Source organism: Arthrobacter sp. J156 (assembly GCF_056172865.1).
Genome location: NZ_CM149650.1, coordinates 2,162,648 through 2,183,216, shown reverse-complemented (window position 1 = coordinate 2,183,216; position 20,569 = coordinate 2,162,648). Strand labels below are relative to the sequence as shown.

The 20,569-nt window shown below is 60.4% G+C and carries 19 protein-coding genes and 3 pseudogenes; 8 read left to right on the top strand and 14 right to left on the bottom strand.

Translation table 11 applies throughout. The features are described from left to right. Nucleotides 1–394: 394 nt before the first annotated feature. The 4 genes from dhaK to AC0QR5_RS09945 all read right to left on the bottom strand — a co-directional run bounded on the left by dhaK (nucleotide 395) and on the right by AC0QR5_RS09945 (nucleotide 3,767). On the bottom strand, nucleotides 395–1,390 hold the full coding sequence (gene dhaK / locus AC0QR5_RS09960) for a dihydroxyacetone kinase subunit DhaK (RefSeq protein ID WP_329864149.1): 996 nt from the start codon (nucleotides 1,388–1,390) through the stop codon (nucleotides 395–397). A 64-nt stretch (nucleotides 1,391–1,454) separates the two neighbouring features. After that, the gene (gene dhaL, locus AC0QR5_RS09955; protein WP_329864147.1) at nucleotides 1,455–2,093 is read right to left on the bottom strand and encodes a dihydroxyacetone kinase subunit DhaL; all 639 of its coding nucleotides are present in this window, start codon (nucleotides 2,091–2,093) and stop codon (nucleotides 1,455–1,457) included. Further along, a complete protein-coding gene (locus AC0QR5_RS09950) occupies nucleotides 2,090–2,902 on the bottom strand; it encodes an HAD-IA family hydrolase (RefSeq protein WP_329864145.1) in 813 nt (270 codons plus the stop codon). The genes dhaL and AC0QR5_RS09950 overlap by 4 nt, the downstream gene beginning before the upstream one ends. Before the next feature lies 1 nt (nucleotide 2,903). Next, the gene (locus AC0QR5_RS09945; protein ID WP_329864143.1) at nucleotides 2,904–3,767 is read right to left on the bottom strand and encodes a class II fructose-bisphosphate aldolase; all 864 of its coding nucleotides are present in this window, start codon (nucleotides 3,765–3,767) and stop codon (nucleotides 2,904–2,906) included. A 260-nt stretch (nucleotides 3,768–4,027) separates the two neighbouring features. Here AC0QR5_RS09945 and AC0QR5_RS09940 point away from each other — a divergent pair, with 260 nt between their 5' ends. Further along, nucleotides 4,028–4,234 carry a heme-binding protein gene (locus AC0QR5_RS09940; RefSeq protein ID WP_430633904.1) on the top strand — a complete coding sequence of 69 codons (207 nt, stop codon included), beginning with the start codon at nucleotides 4,028–4,030 and terminating at the stop codon, nucleotides 4,232–4,234. A 183-nt stretch (nucleotides 4,235–4,417) separates the two neighbouring features. On the opposite strand, the gene AC0QR5_RS09935 is transcribed toward AC0QR5_RS09940, so the two are convergent. Further along, nucleotides 4,418–5,446: an ATP-dependent 6-phosphofructokinase gene (locus AC0QR5_RS09935; protein ID WP_329864141.1), complete on the bottom strand. Its 1,029-nt coding sequence runs from the start codon at nucleotides 5,444–5,446 to the stop codon at nucleotides 4,418–4,420. Between the two features lie 189 nt (nucleotides 5,447–5,635). Here AC0QR5_RS09935 and AC0QR5_RS09930 point away from each other — a divergent pair, with 189 nt between their 5' ends. Together AC0QR5_RS09930 and AC0QR5_RS09925 are read left to right on the top strand one after the other, a co-directional pair. Then, complete coding sequence (locus tag AC0QR5_RS09930) at nucleotides 5,636–7,507, top strand: hybrid sensor histidine kinase/response regulator (protein ID WP_329864139.1); 1,872 nt, start codon at nucleotides 5,636–5,638, stop codon at nucleotides 7,505–7,507. Between the two features lie 151 nt (nucleotides 7,508–7,658). Further along, nucleotides 7,659–7,976 (top strand): universal stress protein, encoded by a 318-nt coding sequence (locus AC0QR5_RS09925; RefSeq protein ID WP_329864137.1) that lies wholly within the window; start codon nucleotides 7,659–7,661, stop codon nucleotides 7,974–7,976. A gap of 258 nt (nucleotides 7,977–8,234) precedes the next feature. Here AC0QR5_RS09925 and AC0QR5_RS09920 read toward each other — a convergent pair whose 3' ends face one another. Beyond that, entirely contained in the window at nucleotides 8,235–9,527 is a 1,293-nt protein-coding gene (locus AC0QR5_RS09920) for an IS256 family transposase (protein WP_400588025.1), read from the bottom strand. Between the two features lie 137 nt (nucleotides 9,528–9,664). Between AC0QR5_RS09920 and istA the strand changes: the two are divergent. The 4 genes and pseudogenes from istA to AC0QR5_RS09900 form a co-directional block, all read left to right on the top strand. Further along, nucleotides 9,665–10,973: pseudogene (istA, locus tag AC0QR5_RS09915) on the top strand (IS21 family transposase); the annotation flags it as partial. After that, the gene (locus AC0QR5_RS09910) at nucleotides 10,970–11,464 is read left to right on the top strand and encodes an ATP-binding protein (protein WP_329864083.1); all 495 of its coding nucleotides are present in this window, start codon (nucleotides 10,970–10,972) and stop codon (nucleotides 11,462–11,464) included. The pseudogene istA and the gene AC0QR5_RS09910, both read left to right, overlap by 4 nt. Next, nucleotides 11,346–11,702, top strand: coding sequence for an ATP-binding protein (locus AC0QR5_RS09905; protein ID WP_329864093.1), 357 nt, complete (start codon nucleotides 11,346–11,348; stop codon nucleotides 11,700–11,702). The genes AC0QR5_RS09910 and AC0QR5_RS09905 overlap by 119 nt, the downstream gene beginning before the upstream one ends. An 82-nt stretch (nucleotides 11,703–11,784) precedes the next feature. Beyond that, nucleotides 11,785–12,054 (top strand): annotated as a pseudogene (locus AC0QR5_RS09900) (IS30 family transposase); the annotation flags it as partial. Between the two features lie 122 nt (nucleotides 12,055–12,176). Here the strand turns inward: AC0QR5_RS09900 and AC0QR5_RS09895 are convergent. The 8 genes and pseudogenes from AC0QR5_RS09895 to AC0QR5_RS09860 all read right to left on the bottom strand — a co-directional run bounded on the left by AC0QR5_RS09895 (nucleotide 12,177) and on the right by AC0QR5_RS09860 (nucleotide 18,978). Further along, a complete protein-coding gene (locus AC0QR5_RS09895; protein ID WP_329864084.1) occupies nucleotides 12,177–12,461 on the bottom strand; it encodes a DMT family transporter in 285 nt (94 codons plus the stop codon). 26 nt (nucleotides 12,462–12,487) lie between these two features. Continuing rightward, nucleotides 12,488–12,847, bottom strand: a complete 360-nt coding sequence (locus AC0QR5_RS09890; RefSeq protein ID WP_329864085.1) for a DMT family transporter — start codon at nucleotides 12,845–12,847, stop codon at nucleotides 12,488–12,490. 70 nt (nucleotides 12,848–12,917) lie between these two features. Then, complete coding sequence (gene purU, locus AC0QR5_RS09885) at nucleotides 12,918–13,760, bottom strand: formyltetrahydrofolate deformylase (RefSeq protein ID WP_329864087.1); 843 nt, start codon at nucleotides 13,758–13,760, stop codon at nucleotides 12,918–12,920. 2 nt (nucleotides 13,761–13,762) lie between these two features. Further along, nucleotides 13,763–14,158 carry a glycine cleavage T C-terminal barrel domain-containing protein gene (locus tag AC0QR5_RS09880; RefSeq protein WP_475372521.1) on the bottom strand — a complete coding sequence of 132 codons (396 nt, stop codon included), beginning with the start codon at nucleotides 14,156–14,158 and terminating at the stop codon, nucleotides 13,763–13,765. Further along, a pseudogene (locus AC0QR5_RS09875) lies at nucleotides 14,138–14,875 on the bottom strand (hypothetical protein); the annotation flags it as partial. The pseudogene AC0QR5_RS09875 and the gene AC0QR5_RS09880, both read right to left, overlap by 21 nt. Before the next feature lie 281 nt (nucleotides 14,876–15,156). Next, on the bottom strand, nucleotides 15,157–16,422 hold the full coding sequence (locus AC0QR5_RS09870) for an MFS transporter (protein ID WP_329864088.1): 1,266 nt from the start codon (nucleotides 16,420–16,422) through the stop codon (nucleotides 15,157–15,159). Between the two features lie 310 nt (nucleotides 16,423–16,732). Further along, nucleotides 16,733–17,731 (bottom strand): PDR/VanB family oxidoreductase, encoded by a 999-nt coding sequence (locus AC0QR5_RS09865; protein WP_329864090.1) that lies wholly within the window; start codon nucleotides 17,729–17,731, stop codon nucleotides 16,733–16,735. Then, a complete protein-coding gene (locus AC0QR5_RS09860) occupies nucleotides 17,728–18,978 on the bottom strand; it encodes a cytochrome P450 (protein WP_329864091.1) in 1,251 nt (416 codons plus the stop codon). Before AC0QR5_RS09860 ends, AC0QR5_RS09865 begins: the two co-directional genes overlap by 4 nt. 329 nt (nucleotides 18,979–19,307) lie before the next feature. On the opposite strand from AC0QR5_RS09860, the gene AC0QR5_RS09855 reads away from it, so the two are divergent. Next, nucleotides 19,308–20,558: an IS256 family transposase gene (locus tag AC0QR5_RS09855; RefSeq protein ID WP_329864096.1), complete on the top strand. Its 1,251-nt coding sequence runs from the start codon at nucleotides 19,308–19,310 to the stop codon at nucleotides 20,556–20,558. Nucleotides 20,559–20,569 lie beyond the last annotated feature (11 nt).

Genomic DNA, 20,569 nt, shown 5'->3' with positions numbered 1-20,569 from the left:
GCGGCCACCGTGTGCTGTTTCTGCTCGTCCGTAACGGTGTAAGTATGGATGACTGGTAGCGGACGTTTTTCGTCATGCTTTCACGGGAAAGTGCGACGCCGAACAGGAGAGCGGCTGCCGCTGGGGCGGTGAGCATACAAGATAAGATATTTTTTCCCTTTTCGGATGCATGCAGGGCTTAGGATCGAACCCCGGCTCGCACATACGGACTGGGATCCACACACTCATTTGTTCCCTCAGAGGCGCACGCTTTGTTCTACGCTGCTTCGATAACGCAACCGTGACTACTGCGCCTCCCGTCGCTGCCGTTAGGGACCAGGCGGATAGCGCGAGGACAAAAGGACGCCCCGGCTGCGGAATAACCGCGCCGGGGCGCCTGTTAGTTTGGGAATTCCTAGAACACCCGGATCGGAATCTCGGCGGGATCGTTCAGCAGTGACTCGATCTCGTCGTCGAGCTTGACCATCGTGATGGACGCGCCGGCCATGTCCAGGGACGTGCAGTATTCGCCCACGTAGCTGCGGCCCACTGTGATGCCGTGTTCGGCAAGGCGCTTGTGCGCCTGGCCGTAGAGCAGGTACAGCTCGCTGATGGGGGTGCCACCCAGGCCGTTGATCATCAGCGCCACCCGGTCGCCGTCGGAGAAGGGCAGGTCCTTGACGATTGGGGTCAGCAACTCCTCGACGATGTCGTTTGCGGGCATGATCTTGGTCCGCCGACGGCCGGGTTCGCCGTGGATTCCGACGCCGATCTCGATTTCGTCCTCGCCCAGTTCAAAGAGCGGACTGCCTTTGGCGGGCGGGGTGCAGGCAGTCAGGGCGACGCCCATGGTCCGTGCCACCGAATTGACTTTCTCACCCACCCGGATTACCTCGTCCAGGTCGGCCCCGCGCTCTGCCGCCGCCGCCACTGCCTTGATCACGAAAAAGTTGCCAGCCACGCCGCGGCGGCCAATGGTGTACGTGGAGTCCTCCACGGAAACGTCGTCATTGATGAAGAGCGTCTTGACGTTGACCCCCTCAGCGGCGGACGTTTCCTGGGCCATCTCGAACACCATTTTGTCGCCCGTGTAGTTGTTGACCAGCAGGAGCACGCCCTTGGGCGAAGCCATCATCCGGGTGGTCTCATAGACGTAGTCGAACGGCGGTGCCGCAAAGACGTCCCCCGGGCAGGCTGCGTCCAGCATGCCCTTGCCCACTATCATCACGTGAGCTGGCTCATGACCCGAACCGGACCCTTGGACGATGGAAACCTTGTTCTGGTCCGGCCCGTCGGCGCGCATGATCAGGTTGTATTCGGGAACGTACTTCAGCGTGTCGGGGTTGGCCAGTGCCAAGCCCTCGAGCATTTCAGGGACAAACTGCTGCGGGTTGTTGACGAACTTCTTCATGCTTTGCTCCACGTCGTTGTGTTGGTTTCGATACTCAGTGCTCTGCCCCACGGTAGAAAGAGAGCTAACACCCGGGCCACCTGGCCACGATGTGCTCGATGATGATGGCCACGGCCATGGCTCCGGCATCGGGGGAGCCGATACTGCGTTGCCCGCTGTAGCTTGCGCGTCCGCGCTTTGCTTCGAGCTCGCTCGTTGCCTCGGCACGTTCGCGGGCGGTTTTCGCGAAGGTTTCGCGGCACTCCGCAGCGTCGGCCCCGGCGGCCAGCACACGTTCCAGTTCATCCGTAGCGGGCACCAAGGCGTCAAGGAGGGTCTTGTCGCCTAGGTCCGAATTGCCCCGGGCCTTGATGCCGTCTGTTGCCGCGCGCAGCATCGCGACGGCGGCAGTGCCCGTCATGTTCTCCAACTGCTTCGCCGCCCCGGCCGCGCGGATGAACGCGGTTCCCCACAAGGGTCCGGAGGAACCGCCGATCCGGCTGGAGATGGTTACGGCGATCTGCTGCAGGAAGGTTGAGACGTCGTCGCGCTTGTACGTGTCCCAGTCCGCGAGCACTTTTTCGAAACCGCGCGCCAGGGAATAGCCCAGGTCGCCATCGCCGACGACGGCGTCAAGGTCGCCGAATTCCTTTTCCTTGTCGACTGCGGTAAGGGCGATGGTGCGGACAATGTATTCGACGTCCGCGAGGCCGATGGCGGTCATGGTGTCTCCGTCCTGATCGTGGGTGCGGCTGTTGGGACTGGAAGGTCCAGGATGTGTTGGAGTGTTTCGAGGGTCACCATGCCTGGAATTCCCAGTTGGTGGGGGTTGAGCAGGACTTCCGCTGGTTCGCCGCTTTCCGGGTCGCCTAAGGAGGACACCACCAGTGACGCGCCAGTAAAGACCTCCTCCCGGGTATACCCGCTGACGGTGACCAGGGTGCGCAGCCCCGCAGCGAGCGCAGCGCGCAACCCGTTAGCGCTGTCTTCCACAACGACGGCGTCGTCAGCGTTCAGGCCCATTTCGTGCAGCGCCAGCAGGTAGATATCTGGGGCGGGCTTTTTGTGTGGGACCACGTCGCCGGCGAATACCGAAAATTGCGACGCCGTGTCCTCACCAACGGCGTGGGTCAGGACAGCGCGCACGGCCGGTTCCGCCGAAGTGGAAGCGACAGCGAGCGTCCAGCCGGCGGCGTGGGCTTCAGCAACGATCCGGGCGATGCCGTGGCGGGCAGGCATCACTCCGCTTTCCACCATCTCCTTGTAGATGGCGGTCTTACGTTTGTGCCAGGCCAGGACGGCCTCATCCACCGCCGCGTCCCCGACGAGATTCAGCAATGCGGCGAGATCGGGAGTAACGATGCTGCGCATCCGCTCCTTTCCGCCACCGATTTTCACCTTTTCGGCATAATCCGACACACTCCACTGCACCGGGACGCCAAAGTCCGCAAAAGTCTGGTTGAACGCCGGCAGGTGCCCGTGTTGCTCAGTATCGGCCAGAACACCATCGCAGTCGAAAATGAGGGCCGGCATGTCAGCGGCCCGCCTTGCCGGCACTGCCGAACTGCTCGGCGAGTTCCGTGACCATGGTGATGACGTCGGAGCGCGTGTGCTTGAACAATGACGGCGGATCCCACTTGTTGTCCTGCTCCGCCTGCTTGAGGAAGGCCAGATTCGACTGCATGAACGTCTCCTTCAAAGCGGTGGAGATGTTGACCTTCGCGCAGCCGCGGGCGATGAGGTCAGCGAACTGTTCCCGGCTCAGCCCGCTGCCGCCGTGCAGGGCAATGGGAATGTTCCTGGCCTGCACGATCTCTGTGACCCGTTCCATGTCCAGGACCGGGGCTGCCTTGTAGGTGCCGTGGGCGTTGCCGATGGATGGGGCAAAGACGTCGATTCCGGTCGCGTCGATGAACGACAGTGCCGTCTCCAGGCTCTGTTGCTGGGACACCTCGTCGGAGCCATGGTCATCCTCGACGCCGGTGATCGCCTCGATCTCGCCCTCCACCTGAGCGCCATAGCTGCGGGCCTCAGCCACTACCTCGATGGTCTGACGCTGGTTCTCCTCCACGGGAAGGTTGGAAGCATCAAACAGCACGGAGCTCCAGCCTGCCTTCAGGCATTCGGTAACCACTTCGCGATCCGGGCAATGGTCAAGGTGCAGTGTGACCGGAACTTCGATTCCACGGGTCATGGAACTCCATATGTCGAACAGCACCCTGGAACCGATGCTGCGGACCGTCTTGACCGAGGTTTGCAGGATGACCGGGGAGTTGGCCTCGACGGCGCCGGCGAGGACTGCCTCCATAGTCAGGTCGTTGAAGATGTTGACGGCCGGCACACCGTAGCGCGCTTCGAAGGCCGGATCGACAATATCTTTCAGGGGCACAACGCCCATAACAGTTACCTCCTAGATAGGCTGTATCCCACGGTAGGGGAGTGCCTCGCGCGCCGAAATTGGGGATATCCCGCATTGCCTCTTGGGGGTATTCACCACCTGTCGGAGGCGCGCTGTTCCGCGTGGTTAGGTGATTGCCCGGTACTCCCGGCTGACAGGATCCAGCAGGGCAATGGGAAAGCACTCGAAAACATCAGCTCCGACGAGGCCCGCCGCATCTTCGACGCGACCGCCGCAAAAGTCAGCGAGCGTGGGCAGCCATCGATTTCGCCGTCGTTGATGCCGGTGTAAACCTCAAGGCGCACGTCCGCACTGATTGTGCGAACATCGGCGTCATTCTGATCTCCGTCAACAAGGCATACACGGCAATCGCCTTCCATTGTGAGACCGGTGACCTACAGTTGGCCACCCGACTTGACGGGCCAATTTACGGACTTAATGACGCCCCTGGGGGGCGTTTATGGTAGCTTCTGCGGCATTTCGCTGATGAGGTACGGGGAGACCATGGGTGCCATCGGCGTCTCACCGGCACCATCGAACAGGACTAGGTCGTGGCAGGGGCCGGCGTTCCGGCTGACTGAACGCAGCGGCATCTCAGCAGACGCGGGAGGGCGACGGCGGGGACCCTGCCGCCGTCCTTCGTTTATACCTCAGCCAAACAAGTACGTCGCCTCGTCATAACGCGACTGCGGAACCGTCTTGAGCCTACCCACGGATTCCGCCAGGCTAACCCGGACAATGGCGTCGCCCCGCGTGGCCACCATTTGTCCCCACGCGCCTTCATGCACCGCGTCGACGGCGGCCAGTCCCAGCCGGGTGCCCAGCACCCGGTCCGTGGCGCTCGGGGCACCGCCGCGCTGGATGTGGCCCAGCGTGGTGCAGCGGGTTTCAATCCCGGTCCGCTCCTCAATCACTGGAGCAAGGCGTTCTCCGATTCCGCCCAGCCGCGGGCGGTTGAAAGCATCCAGTCCACGGTCCGAGTGCGGCTCCAGCATGTCCTCGGCGACAAACCCTTCGGCCACTACCACCAAGGGTGTCCGGCCGCGGCGGACCGGGCCTTCAACCCATTCGCAGATTTCCTCGATGCTGGCTTTCTGCTCCGGGATTAGGATGGCGTGGGCGCTGGTAGCCATTCCGGCGTACAGTGCGATCCACCCTGCATGGCGGCCCATTACCTCTGCGATCATGCAGCGGTGGTGGGATTCACCGGTAGTTTTGAGCCTGTCGATCGCTTCGGTGGCGATTTCGACGGCCGTGTGGAAACCAAAGGAAAAATCGGTGGCCGAGAGGTCGTTGTCCACGGTTTTAGGCACCCCGATAATCGGGATGCCGCTGTCGCTCAGGATTTTGGCCACGGTCAGGGTCCCTTCGCCACCGATCACGATCAGCGCATCCACCTTCAGGAGCCGAAGATTCGACTGGATGCGCTCGACACTTCCGTTTTCGCCTAGAGGATTAGTCCGCGAGGTACCCAGGATTGTTCCGCCCAGGCCCCCAATCCCGCGGACGCTCATCCAGTTCAGTTCCAGTGCGCTGCCCTCCACCAAGCCCCGCCACCCATCGGTAAAGCCGACGAACTGGTCCCCGTGAATCCTGATGCCGCGCAGCACGCACGAGCGGATCACTGCATTGAGTCCCGGGCAGTCGCCGCCGCTGGTCAGGATTCCGATCCGCGCCATGTGTGCTTCCCTCCGCTGAGCTGGTGACGCCTGACTCCGGCATCCCTTCAAGGGAAGCAGGAAAACAGGACCGCCGGTATGAGGAGTAACCCGCCTCGCCGGTACGGGGAAACCAGCATGGGCGCAAGCTATCGTGGTAGAGACGGCCCCTGCTTCCCTGAGGCCGGCATTGCGTCAAGGAGGACGGATATGACAGCAGCCGAGCCTGAATTTGAGGCACTGATTCGCAGCCTACGCGAACCTGATCCCATTACCGACAAGCTTGAGTCCGTGGCGGACCTGGCCCGGGACCTGGCAGGCCGGTTCGAACTGCAGCCTTTGCTGGCACGGATCCTAAACAACGCAGCGTCCCTACTTGGCTGCCAGTCAGGCTCCATCGCCTTGGTTAACGAGGCGGCCGGGACGTACACCAAGAAGGTAGACATCGGCGTCGGCTGCCAGGAAGGCCAGACCTTCTCTCTGGCGGAGGGCTTCACAGGGGAGATCGTGGGCAGCCGTTCCACCGTCATTCTCACCTCCTACCGCACCATAGAACGGGGGCACATTCCACCCACAGATCCGCGCTGGAACTGCGCGGCCATCGGGATACCTATTCAGTGGGGCGAACAGATTGTAGGCGCTTTCATCGTCTTCAGCCCCGACCCGAACCGGCTGTTCACGCAGGAGGAGGCCCGCCTCGCTGAGTTGTTTGCAAGCCACGCCGCCATCGCACTGGCCAACGCCGAGCTTCATGCCAAAGCTGCGGACCGGGAGCGGGAAGCTGCTGTTGCCGCCGAACGCGAGCGTGCCGTCCGTGAGGTGCATGAAACTGTGGGCCGATCCCTCGCCACCCTGCTGCTGACCCTTGACGAAGCAGAAAAAGCCAGCAATCATGCCGGTGGAGAGCCCGTGGCGCCGTACATCCGAAAGGCCCGGACCATAGCCCATGACGCACTGGCCGAGACCCGGCAAACTGTTTTGGGCATTGGTCCTGCTGCGCTCTCCGGCCGGACTCTGGAGGAGGCAATTGCAGGCGAACTTGCATGGGTGGAATCGATGTCCGGCGCAGGCACCCAGTTAAAGGTGATCGGTGAACCCCGCCCGCCGGCCCCCGAAATAATCCACCAGGCCTTCAAAATTGTGCAGGAAGCGCTCAACAACGTCGTAACCCATGCCCGGGCCACCTCCGTGCGGGCCGGGGTGATCTACGAGGGCAGCTCCATCGCCGTTGTGGTGGATGACAACGGCCGGGGGTTTGATCTCGCGGCCGCGCATGGAGACCATACCTCCGTGCATTCCGGCTGTCTGGGCCTGCACGGCATGAATTCCCGTGCCATCCACCTCGGCGGTGAGCTGCAGATTGACACAACCCGGGGTTGGGGGACCCGGGTGAAAGCAACACTGCCCGTCCGGGCGCCGGAGCGGGAGGCCACCCGCCCTCCGCAATGGAAAGTGGTCGTCGCTACCCAGCATCCGCTAATAAGCGCAGGCCTGGTGAAGCTGTTGAGTGCAGTGGAGCCGGGGATTCAGGTGGTGGCAGAGGCTACGTCAGCGGCGCAACTGCTCGACGCGCACGAACTGCTCCGGCCAGCGGTGATCCTGTTGGACCTGGACCTGCTCCATAGGGACACTACCGGGGTTCTGGCCGGCATCCGGGGCATGGACCCTGGTGTTGCTGTAGTGGTGCTGACCGACAATCCGACCATTGACCAGGTGCGCTCCGCCAGGCAGGCCGGCGTGCGTGGTTTCATCAATCGGCGGGCCGATGGAGAAACCATTGCTCGCATTATTGTGGCTGCAGGCCAGGGTGAAGCGCTTGTGGAGGGCGAAATCTTCGACCATCTCATGGGCGAATCCGTTTCTGACGCCGGTACAGACCAGTTGACCACGCGCGAACGCGAGGTGCACGACATGGTCATCCGCGGCATGGCAGACAAGCAGATAGCTAGGGAGCTGCAGATCTCGGTCAAAACGGTCGAGAAGCATGTGGGATCCATTCTCCGTAAAACCGGGGCAAGGAACCGGACTATGCTGGTGAGTTTCAATACCCAGGAGGCATCCCCGTTGCAGCCCTGGCACTAACCGCGTCCCTGGCGCCTTTACGGGGCCAGAGTCTTCGGCTATTGCAAAGGGGAAATCACTAAATGCCGAGCTTTGAGCCCACCCGCTGCCCTTCACCGCTGGATGAAGATCGCCGACAAAGAAGAGGGTGTAGCGTCCGGGGCAGTGTCCGATGACGCCGCGAAGTTATATTAACTCCTCCAAAGGCGACGCCCTGGTCGATGACCGGTATGCCGGCCAACCCGAGATGGACGATATAGACCAGCGGCTGGACCGTGAAGGGGTGCGGCATCTGATCCTGCACCCGGTCAGGGGACACGATGCCACGGCCGAGGTTTTGGACGCGGCTGAGGAGCACAATGCCGACTTGATTGTCATTGGGCTGCGTCGGCGCAGCCCGGTAGGCAAGCTTTTCCGCGGCAGCACTGCGCAGCGCATCCTGCTTGAAGCGGACTGCCCCGTTTTGGCGGTCAAGGCTGTCCATTCCTGAAGAAGGGAAACCGCAAGAGCCGTCATGAAACCCGGCAGCCACCGGTTGAGGCCAAAGCGGGTTATTCAGGGCTGAATGTGGGAGCCCATCGGAGTAGCTATTGGTTTCCGTAACGGTGAGACCCTTTTGAGGGCTGCACCGGTAACGCTGTGTCCTCGACGCGGCAACTGTTACCGGAACGCCGGTGGATGCGCAAACGGGTCCCTGCCAGTTGCCATACCGGGACTATCTCATTAACGGTGTATCCGGCGGTTTCTTTTAGTAGCTTTCAGCGGCCGGGAATCGGTCGCTGAAAGTGATGGCGAAGGCGTTCAAAGCGGGCTTCCAACGCACGGCCCATCGGGTCTTGCCGGCACCGGTCGGATCGAGGGATCGGGTGACCAGATACAGGCACTTTAGCGCAGCCTGCTCGGTGGGGAAATGACCCCGGGCCTTCACGGCGCGCCGGTACCTGGCGTTGAGGGATTCGATCGCATTGGTCGAGCAGATCACGCGCCGGATTTCCACGTCATAGTCCAGGAACGGGATGAACTCCTCCCACGCGTTCTCCCACAGCCGCACGATGGCCCCGTATTTCTTGCCCCAGCGCTCGGTGAGCTCCTCGAACGCCGCCCTGGCGGCCGCAGCGTTCACGGCGGTGTAGATGGGCTTCACGTCCCGTTTGAGCGCGTCCCAGTCCTTCTTCGAGGCCAGGCGGAAGGTATTGCGGATCAGGTGGATGATGCAGGTCTGCACGGTTGTCAGCGGCCAGACGTTGGTGACGACTTCGGGCAGGCCTTTGAGGCCGTCGCAGACCAGGAAGAAGGTGTCTTTCACGCCGCGGTTCTTGATGTCGGTGAGCACGCTCATCCAGAACTTCGCGCCCTCACCGCCGGTGCCGGCCCACAGGCCGAGGATGTCCTTCTCACCCTCCAGCGTCACGCCGATCGCGGCGTAGACGGGCCGGTTGGCGACCTGCCCGTCGCGGACCTTGACGACGATGGCGTCGATGAAGATCGCCGCGTAGACCTCATCCAGCGGCCGGTTTTGCCACGCGGCCATCTCGTCGAGCACCCTGTCGGTGATCCGCGAGACGGTCTCCTTTGACACGGACGCACCGTAGATCTCGGCGAAGTGCGCGCTGATTTCCCCGGTGGTCAGGCCCTTGGCATAGAGCGACAGGACCATCTCATCGACACCGGTCAGGCGGCGCTGACGCTTCTTGACGATGACCGGTGAGAAGGTCCCTTCCCGGTCCCGCGGCACGTCCACCTCCACCGGGCCCGTGGTCTCCGTCAGCACCGTTTTTGGGCGCACGCCGTTGCGGGAATTCGCGGTCTGCTTCCCTGCCGTATCGTGCTTTTCATATCCGAGATGCTCGGTCATTTCCTCATCGAGCGCGGTCTCGATCACGGTCTTGGTCAGCTGCTTGAGCAGACCGTCCGGCCCGGTCAGGGACAGGCCCTGTTCCTTCGCCATTCTGACCAGCTCGCGCGCAGCGTCGCCCTCGGATACTTCTGTCTTCTTTTCAGCGGTTTTCGTACTCGGCACAGCCTCAAGTGTTGCGGCCATATCGGGCTCCTCCCCGCCAGGCTTACCGCCCGGCGTGTCGAGCCGGATACACCGTTATTTCCACAGTCCCCACCCCGGCGCAGTGAAGACTTGGAAATCCAACCCGGTAACCCGATCGCCAAATGCATCCGCGGCCCCGGCCCGGCGGCTCGGTGATGACCGGATACGAGGAGACCATCGACGGGTGGCTGGCCGAGGACCAGCGGCGCCCGCGCAAGCAACGCCATACCGCCAAACGCGTCTTCGACCGCCTGGTGGCCGAGCACGGATTCACCGGTTCCTATTCAGCCGTGCAGCGGTACGTGAAGCGGTTCAAAGCACGCAACCGTGCCCGGGGCGAAGGATACGCGGAACTGGTTTGGCCCGCCGGCACCGCGCAGGTCGACTTCGGCCAGGCCGAGGCCATCATCGCCGGATCCGGCAGCTGCTGCATATCCTGGTCATCACCTTCCCGTTTTCGAACATGCGTTTCGTGCAGGCCTACCGCGGCGAGACGGCCGAGTGCGTTTGCCTCGGGTTGCGGACCATCTTCGAGCACATCGGAGCCGTCCCGAGACAGTTGGTCTTCGACAATGCCACCGGTGTGGGCCGGCGCACCGGGACGAGAGTGATCGAATCCAAGCTGTTCAACGCGTTTAAGCTGCATTACCGGACCGCGGCACGGTACTGCAATCCGAATTCAGGCAACGAGAAAGGCAACGTGGAGAACGCGGTCGGTTTCCTGCGCCGGAACCTGATGGTGCCCGAGCCCGAGGCCGCTACCCTGGCGGGCTTGAACCAGGTCCTGCTGGCCCGCTGCGACGCGCTGGCCAGCACAGTTCATGGCGCAAGCACCTTACGACCGGTGAGCTGTTCACCCAGGATGTTGCCGCGTCCATGGCCCTGCCCGGGATTGGATTCGACGCGGTGCGCTACGAATCCCGCAGGGCGGAGAAAACCGGGAACATCCTCATCGAGGGCAACACGTATGCCGCGGGTCCGGCGTTCGCCTCCCGCACGCTCACGGTGGGATTGCGCCACGATGTCGTCGAGATCCTCGACGAGCAGGCCGCGCCCGTCCTCACGTTCGGGCGGGTCTTCGGCAGACAAAGCCAGACGGTGTTCGAGCCGGCGACGTTGTTGCCGCTGCTGGTGCGCAAACCCGGGGCGTGGTCACACTCTCCGCTGCGGGAGGTGGTCCCGGACCCGGTGCGGGACTGGCTGGACTCGGCGGGAACGGCCGAGCGGCGCCGGCTGCTGAACGCGGTGGACGCCGCGACGGGACCGGCCGGGTTCGAGTCTGCCATCCAGGCCGCCGAGACCTTGATCCGTCACAACGGCACCCCGGATCCCGCAGCCCTGGCGATGCTCGCCCGCCGGATCGCCGACGGCGCCGAACCAGCGGCCGCCGAGGTGGATCTAGGCGTCTATGACAATCTCGTGGCAGCGGCCGGGGAGCTGGCATGAACGGGGTCGAGGTCCAACAGATCATCGAGGCCGGCCGGGCGGCATCCCTGACCCGTGACGTGCTGACCGAATGGGCGCAAAAAGGCACCCCGAAGCAGCGTGAATATCTGTTGGGCCTGTTGCAGGCCGAACACGCCTCGAGGCAGGAATCCCGTCGGCAGCGTCTGCTGCGTGCGGCCCGGCTGCCGGCGCTGAAAACCCTGGAAGGCTATGACTGGTCATCCGTCCGGTTCCCCGCGGACTACGGGCGGGAGGCGTTGACGTCGCTGGACTTCATTGACCGCGCCCAGGACCTGGTCCTCTATGGGGACGTCGGAACCGGCAAGACCCCACCTGGCCAGCGCGCTGGCTGCCGCTGCCTGCCAGCAGGGCATCCCGGCGAGGTTCTTCACTACCTCGGCCCTGGTGATGCAGCTGCGCCGGGCCAAAGAGGAACAACGACTCGACAAGGAGCTCGCCGCGCTGGCCCGGAACCGCGTCCTGGTCATTGACGAGCTTGGGTATTTGCCGATCGATACAGAGGGCGCACGCCTGCTCTTTCAGGTCATCACGGACAGCTACGAGAAACAGAGCCTCATCCTGACGACCAATTTGGAATTCTCCCGCTGGGGAACCGTGTTCGGGGATGACAACATGGCCGCCGCCGTGATCGACAGGATCGTCCACCACGGTCGGCTCCTGCAGTTCCGCGGCGAGTCCTACCGGGTCAAGAACGCCCTCATGAAATAGCCAATCGCCGAAATGGCAGGAAACCGTGCTCAAGTGGCCGGATTCTTAGTGCTGAAACGGCCGACTTCAAGTTGACGAAACACAGGGCGCGGAGATGGCCCTGCACAGCGCCTTCGGCATCGCCACCGACATGGACGTCTACTTCTGCGACCCGGCCAGCCCCTGGCAACGAGGATCCAACGAGAACACCAACAAACTTCTGCGCCAATACTTCCCCAAGGGCACCGACCTGAACGCCTACGGTCCCGAGGATCTGGAGCACGTCGCCCAAGAACTCAACGCCCGACCACCCAAAACGCTGGACTGGGACACGCCGGCGGAGCGACTACGTGGTTTACTTGAAGCCTGCTGACCACGGGTGTTGCATCGACCCCTAGAATCTGCCATTGGGGCTAGTCCCCTGTGGGCCGTGCGGTTGGCGACTCTTGAACATCCCGTCGAAGGAAGTGGGGTAGGAAACCGTGAGACCGCAGTTCAGCCCAGTTCAACAAGGAATACTCCGGTGACAATTACCGCGATTCCGACGAGCATTCGCTTTGTCAGGGGCTCCTTCCATATTAGATTTGCGAGGATCGCGAGCAAGAGGACACCAACCGCGGTCCAAATGCCGTAGGCAATTCCGACCGACATGCCTGCTTTTAATGTCAGACCGAGGCACGAAAAGGATAGGCTGTAACCCAAGACGACCCCGATGAGCCAAGGCTTTCGTCGAAATCCATCACTCGCGCGCAGACTCATTGTTGCCGTGATTTCAAACATGATGGCTAGTGTGAGCCAAAACCAGCTCATGACCCGGCATCGATTTCTGCCGGGTAGGGTGTCGGGTCTTTCGCCCCTCCGGTCTCGATCAGTATGACACCGACGATAATCACGCCGATGCCGATGATAGACGTGGTGCTAAGGTACTCGCCGAAGATGATCGCTCCGAGCAAGGCGATGCACGCAACGGCTATAGCCCCCCAAATTCCGTATGCGGGGGCAAGAGGCATTCCTGCTCGGAGGGACAGCCCAAGCAGGAAAAATGCCCCCGCATATCCGAGAACTACGAGCACCAGCCATGAGGGTTGACTAACCATTGCGCGCAAAGACATCGTCGCAATTATTTCCGACGAGATTGCGCCGGCGAGCAACGTCCACTTATGCATCTCAGACGTCCTTTTGCTGATTTTCGGTTGGTTCAAGGCAACGATGTCGAGAGTAGCTCGGAGTCAGCTATCAATCGAGGATGATCGTGTGGCCGTTCGTGAGAAAGACCCGTTCTTCAGCGTGGAGTTGTACGGTTTTTGAAAGGACTGCCCGCTCGATGTCACGTCCAACCACCACCATCTGCTCAGCACTCATTCGATGACTCACCGGTGACACTCCTTGTGTGATGATCGGGCCTTCATCGAGGTCTGCTGTGACGTAGTGTGCGGTCGCGCCCACAAGCTTGACCCCACGCTCCCGTGCCTGATGATAGGGCTTTGCGCCCTTGAAGCTTGGGAGAAAGGAATGATGGATGTTGATAATCCGACTCGCAAATCGCTGGCTGAAATCATCGGAGAGGATCTGCATGTAGCGTGCGAGAATGACGAAATCAACATCAGATTCCTCGATGAGTTGTATCACCCGTGCCTCTGCCTCGGCTTTCGTGGCAGGGGTTACAGGGATATGAGCGAAGGGGATGCCCTCCCGTTCGACCATCGGTCGCAGGAGCTCATGGTTCGAAACCACTACCGGTATTTCCACTGAGAGTTCACCCCGGCGGTAGCGATATAGCAGGTCATCCAGGCAGTGATCCAGCTGGGAGACCATCACGAGTGCGCGACGGTGCTGGTTCGCTTCGCGCAATTGGATGATCGGGTCGAACGGCTCGAGCTGGTCAGCAAACGCGGTGCGAAGCCGCTCTCGGGGCGCTGGGCTTTCAAACTTGATCCGTACACAGAATTTACCGCTCTCAAAGTCGGAGAACTGTGCACTTTCAAGGATGTTGCCCTGAGCCCTTGAGATCACGCCCGTAAGGGCGTGCGTGATGCCCGCCTGGTCGGGGGAAATGTACTTCAGCACATACTGCTGCATGTTCAACTCTTCGCTTTGAGACGCTGCGGGTCGTACGCAGGAGTTTGGCGGACGACCGCGTGGGCCCCTGTGCCTTCGCCGATTCTGAGCTCTGTACCTAGGGAAGCGTGCTCTCCGTTGACTCGGGCGAGGGCCAGTGTCTTTCCGTTAAGGACCGGCGAAGGCACAGCCACAGTCACTCGACCGGCCTGTGCGCCGTCGACGAATAGGGGAGCATTGTCAAGATTCTCTGCAGATGCGTCGATCTCGATGCTGACCAGCCGATTATCGACGGAGTCCTTCTTCGCAAGCAGCGCGCTCCGGCCTTGGAAGTTTCCTTTGTCAAAGTCGATGGTCCACCCGAGACGGCATTCGAAGGGGGTGGTCTTTCGATCGTATTCAACGCCGTTTACCAGCATGCCAGCCTCGGTACGAGCGACCATCAGCGCGCGCAGGCCCATCAGCCTGACTCCAAGATCCTTTTGCGCGAGAATTGCATCCCAGAGCTGTGCTGTGTGGGCAATCGGCACCATGATTTCATAGCCGAGTTCAGCGGTAAAACCTACACGGAAGATTGATGCGGGTGCGCCGGCGACGTCCACTTCATAGAGTGCCCCGTAGTAAGGGAGCGCCTCGTTGGATACATCCGCGTCAGTGAGCCGTTGCAACAATGCACGGCTGTTCGGGCCCTGGATAGACGCGACTGCGTACTCGTCGCGGCGATCGGTTAATGTTGTCCCTGGCAAGAGCGCCTTCTCGATCTGGGCCTGCGTGTCTAGTTCGCCCCCCATGAGCAAGATGCGCTCATCTGAGTATTTCACGACTGTGAGTTCTTCTTACATGAAGCCCTCGTCATCGACGATGACTCCGTATGCAAGACGGCCCAGTGGGAGTGCTGCGACATCGCGAGAGAAGATTGAATCTACAACCTTGATGGCGTCGGGACCATCGACAAACCATTTGCGAATCGGAGAATACTCGAGCACGACGACTGCTTCGCGAAGTGCCTGATACTCCTCCTCTGGGTCACCATAGTCTTGTGCCCATACCTGTCCGTACGTATCTTCCCAGTCTGACACCAGGTGTCCGAAGCGTTCGGAGGTTGGGTTGTGTGCGAGTCCGGTGGGTAGGGCCATGACAATACTCTTTCCTAGGATGGATGGCGGAAATTTGATGCGGTTGTTGGCTACTTGACTGCTTGGGGAACGTCACGTTCGTCAAGAGAAAACTTGGAGCTCCCATTTGACTTGGAGCTCTCATCTGCTCGTATGCGCGCGTAGGAGCACCTGTAATCGGGAGACTGTGGCGTGCACGTGCTCTTGGAGCGTCGCGTGGTGTGGTTCGAAGACCACCAGGAGAGGCGGCACCTTCTGTATTCTTCAGTGCCGCCGCCCCGGTCGGCGCCGTTCGATACTTCTTAGGCCGAGGTTGGTTCAGAAGCGAGCTCGGCCCGATCTGTCTTGCTGGGGGTAACGTCTTTCATCACAACAAGGGGAATCAGGAAGTTCAATACGAACATCGTGATCGCGAGTGTAATGAAGCCTGCATTGTACGATCCGGTCGCATCGCGAACGGCGCCGATTACGAGCGGGAAGACAAGGCCGCCGACGAGGGCCCCAATTCCGTGGAGGAAGCCGTTCGCTGTCGCCGTCAGCCGGATTCCAACTGAATCAAAGGCGAGAGCAAACGCGATCGGCAGTCCCGTGTAGTGGAAAATGCCGGCGATCGGGAGCAGGATTGCAAGTACGGTGTAGTTGCCTGCCAGAAGCGCCAACGCAAAGCCGATGGAGCTGAGCGCGAGTCCCAATCCGGAGAGCAGGAGGAGCGGCTTGCGGCGTCGCAGCTGATCGGAAATCAAGCCGGCAACAACCGCGGCTACCGTGCCGACCAACGGGTACACAGCGGCCATAAAGCCAGCACCCTCTGCAGACCATCCTGCTTCTTCCATGAGCAGTGTCGGAACCCAGAAGACGACCATCGAGAAGACGCCCCACAGCCCGATGAGCACGAATGATGCGGCAATAATATTCCGGTGCGAAAGAACTTTGAGATACTGCTTTAAGATGCCCTCCTCAGGCGGTGCAAGCTTCCCGCGCTCCAGGTGCGGTGGCTCCTTCAGAAGTACCGCGGCAACGAGTGCCATGCCGATAATGATGATCGACGCGACGACGTTTCCAGCGTCGTAACCCGCGCTGGTGTAGACAATTGCCAGCAAGTACGTCGCAACAAGGGTGCCGACACCCTCGGTTGCGCCCATGACGCCGAGAGCCCCGGCCACTTTTCCTGACCGCTCGAACCACCGAGCCACCATCGTGTAAGGGCCAACGAACAGGAGCGCGATTCCGATACCCATCAGGGCGCGGGACAGGAGCAGAAATTCATAGTTCGGTGCAATTGTGAAGATAATCTGGCCAAGACCTGCGATCAGAAGTCCTGCAACGGTGCCGGCCCTCGGCCCCCTGCTATCAACCCAGTTGCCGACGACTAGCAGGGTGATGCCACCGGTCAAGGCGGTGATCGACGCGAGCGAACCAATCTGGGTGTAGTTGACATCCAGATTTTCCATGATGGTGGTGACCTGTGTGGAATAACCTATATATGCGATGAACACGGCGACGCCGGCAAAGAAGCACACCGACAGCGCCCTCCACCGGCCCTGTAATGGCCCAGTAGTTTCTGACATTTCTTATTCTCCAATGTAATTTGATTGAATTGTGTCGATTCACTATCCATGCAGTCTATTTGTACACCAGGACATAAACCCTGTTGCGTCACGATAAGATCTGATCAAGAGGAAGCAGCGTGAAATTGCTTCCGCAGTTATCCCATCCAGAATGTAAGCCACTAAGAGACTAATTTTTCAGATGATTGCCCCATTGCACCTACGGTTGCCGGCGGCAAGGAGATTCGTATATGAAGGGTTCGATCGGTGTATCGTCTACCAGATGCTGCAAACACCCAGTGACTTTAAATGCGGTACCCCAGCCAACCGGTCAGCCACGGAGCCGCAACTTGCTGCAGCCCTTAGCCGCCCGCGATACACAGATAAGCATGATGTCGTTTCTGCCTTGTTCTTCCTTGCTCAAGAGCGAGTCTCGGTGGTCGATGAGTCCCTCGATGACACGTGTTTGGCATGTGCCGCATGTACCTTCCTCGCACGAGGAGAAGACGGGCAAGCCGGCATCCTCAGCCACCGAGAGGATCGAACGGTCGGCAGGTATCTTGAGCGTCACGTCTGAATCAATGAACTCGACCTCGAACTCGTGATCCTCCTCGACGGATTCAAGCACCTTCGGTCGGAAACGCTCGACCCGCAAGCTTCCCGCCGGCCAGTGAGCCATCTGCCTTTCCACTGCATTCAGCAACGGCTCGGGCCCACAGGAATACACAGTCATGCCTGGCTCGACATGTTCCAACCAGGAGGCGAGATCCAACAATCCGACCTCGTCCTGCGGCGCAAAGGTGACCCTGTCGCCGTACTGCTGGAGCTCTTTCACGAATGCCATGGAGTTACGGGAACGACCGCCATACAACAATCTCCACGGAATACCTTTTCGTTCGGCGACAGTGATCATTGACAGAATCGGGGTGATCCCGATGCCGCCTGCGATGAACAGGTACTGAGACGAGGGCTCGAGGAGGAAGTTGTTGCGCGGTTCGCTGACCACGACCTCAACTCCAGGCAACAGTGTCTGGAACACACGTTCAGAACCCCCTCGGCCCTCCGGTTCTCTAAGAACCCCGAGACGCCACTGAGAGCTGTTCTGTGGGTCGGACGAGAGCGAATACTGCCGTATCAGCGATTCACCCAGCACCAATTCCAGATGCGCTCCCGGTTCCCACTTTGGCAGGGAACCCCCATCTGGTCGTTCGAGAAGGAGGGAAATGACTCCCTCGGCCTCGTCAATACGGTCTCTCACGATCACATTTATCATTGATGGATCAACTTTCTTGAGCTTTTCACTATCTGAATCGGTGTTCTCCGGAATCACGACCTAGCCATCTTCACTTTGTAGCTGTGGAGTTCGTGGAACATGGATCCTGCCGCCCATTTGGGCTCCTCGGCCACCTCGAACTCGATCGACCTCTTGGTCAACTCAAGGACCGTCATTTCACTCATAATCTGAACGACATTTCGACCGGGGCACACATAATGCCCGCCGCCGTAGGTGAACTGCTTGACGCGGTTCGACCGATCGAGTTGATACTCATGGGGGTCGGCGAACACTTCCGGATCTCGGCTTCCGAAGAACCAGCCCATGTGAATGTCGACACCTGCCGGAATTCGTACGCCGTCGTAGACGAACTCCTCACTTGAGTACCTCGGCATGGAAGCGACGACGGGATGAAGACGTGAACTCTCCTGGTAAACTGCGGTCGCGAATTCCATTGGGCTGCGGTCCGGGATTGTGGGCTGGAGGCCTGCTTCGACCATCGAATAAACCATATTGGTGATGAAAGGGCTCGATGTGTGGTATCCATCAATCAAGGCGCCGGCGAAGGCCTTATACGTATCCATTTCTTGGTCGCCACGATCGAGATAACGGTTGCTCTCTTGAATGTCTTCAAGCATCGGAGCTCTCTCCTCAATGACGGCCCGTGGGATCGCCTCTTCGAGAAGATCCATAAATACGTGGGCAGACTTGTTTGCGACGACCGTCTGCTCCATTGTCGGCGCGATGAGGAAAGATGTCTGAACCTTTTCTGCTTCAGCAAACAGTTGTTCTCCGACGTCTAGCGGCACTCCGATCGACGTGGCCCAGAAGTGAACCATCGCCATACGCGCAAAATCCTTCCGAAAGTCGAAAATTCCTTCCTCGAGGTTCTTATCAATGAGTTCATTTAGAAACGCTGAAATTTCCTCGCGAAACTTGCCAACGTTCTTTGGTGACAGCACTTTGTTGAATAACTGCTTCGCCGGTCGGTGCTGTGGCGGCATCCACGAGAAAATACTTGCGTGGAGGAGCCGGGCTACACCACTTTCGCTAAGGGAATCAGGGTGCCGCAGGCCACTGGTCATGACCCCGATCGGCTGGTGTCCGACTGCTGGATGGCGCGAAAGATCGGCCAACTGGGAGTTTCGATACACGAAAACAGAACCATCTGATAGTCGCAAAAGCCCCTGGTAGTCCCGGCTAAAAAGATCCTTCGCTGTCGACGCTAGATCCGTACCCCACTCCGGATCATCGAACTCATGCAGCAGTGGAATATCGGATATTTCTCGCAATGTTTCAGTCATAACTCCCTCGTTTCGTTCGGCAAACTAATAAGCCTTGACGAGCCCGCGGAATAGGGTGACTATTCGGATCCCCGCTAACGCCGGGATCTATCTGATTCTCGCGAAGCCGCCCAATCTCTGTACTCTAAAATCCCACCACTTTTCACATGTAGGTGATACGGGCCACAACGTTAGCGTGCATGGGATTCACTTTGCAACCGGCTGAACTCTTTTCAAGAAATTCTTGGATACCGCTGACTAGGGGACTGTCTGAATAACGGTGTGTGGGGTCCGGCCTGATTCGAAAGGAGACGGCCGTGTCAGAGTTCACGACCGAGATGACAGGGGTGATGATCGATCCTGTGACGGGAGAGATCATCGATCAGAAGGAGCTTGCGGAGCGGTTGCTTGCGCAGGCCAAGGAACAGGGCGTGAGCCTGGTAGGCCCGGGCGGGCTGCTGAACCAGCTCACGAGGAATGTGCTGGAGACCGCGCTGGAAGCGGAGCTGACCGAGCACCTCGGGCACGAGCATGGCCAGACACCGATCGCGGCCAACATGCGCAACGGCACCAGGTCAAAGACCGTGCTGACCGAGATCGGTCCGGTCGAGATTGAGGTGCCCCGGGATCGTGAAGGGTCGTTCGAGCCGGTGATCGTGCCCAAGCGGAAACGGCGGCTGGACGGGATCGATCAGATCGTGCTCTCGCTATCCGCCCGGGGATTGACCACCGGGGAAATCGCCGCGCACTTCGAGGAGGTCTACGGGGCCAGGGTCTCTAAGGACACCATCAGCCGCATCACGGAGAAAGTCGCCGGGGAGCTGGCCGAATGGTCGGCCCGGCCTTTGGATCCGGTCTATCCGGTGCTCTTCGTTGACGCCGTCGTGGTCAAGGTCCGTGACGGGCAGGTGCGCAACACCCCGTTCTACGTCGTCATGGGAGTCACCACCAGCGGGGAGCGGGAGATCCTGGGCATCTGGGCCGGCGACGGTGGCGAAGGTGCACGGTTCTGGCTGCAGGTATTCTCCGAGCTGAAGAACCGGGGCGTGGAAGATGTGCTGATCGCTGTCTGCGATGGGCTCAAGGGTCTGCCGGAGGCGATCACGACCACGTGGGAGCGAACGGTGGTGCAGCAGTGCATCGTGCACCTGATCCGCAACAGCTTCCGTTACGCCGGACGCCAGCACCGCGACGGCATCGTCAAGGCGCTCAAGCCCGTTTACACGGCCCCGTCCGAGCAAGCGGCGAAGGACCGGTTCGCCGAGTTCACGGCCGAGTGGGGCCAGCGGTATCCGGCGATCGTGCGGCTCTGGGAATCCTCCTGGGCCGAGTTCGTGCCGTTCCTGGAGTATGACGTGGAGATCCGACGGGTGATCTGCACGACGAATGCGATCGAGTCGATCAACGCGCGCTACCGAAGGGCGGTAAGGGCCCGCGGGCACTTTCCGAACGAGACCGCGGCCCTGAAATGCCTGTACTTGGTCACCAGATCTCTTGATCCCACCGGCGGCGGTCGGGCACGCTGGGTGATGAGGTGGAAGCCGGCGCTGAACGCGTTCGCTATTACCTTTGCTGGCCGGTTCGAAAGAACCACTCAATAATGAAAACCGGC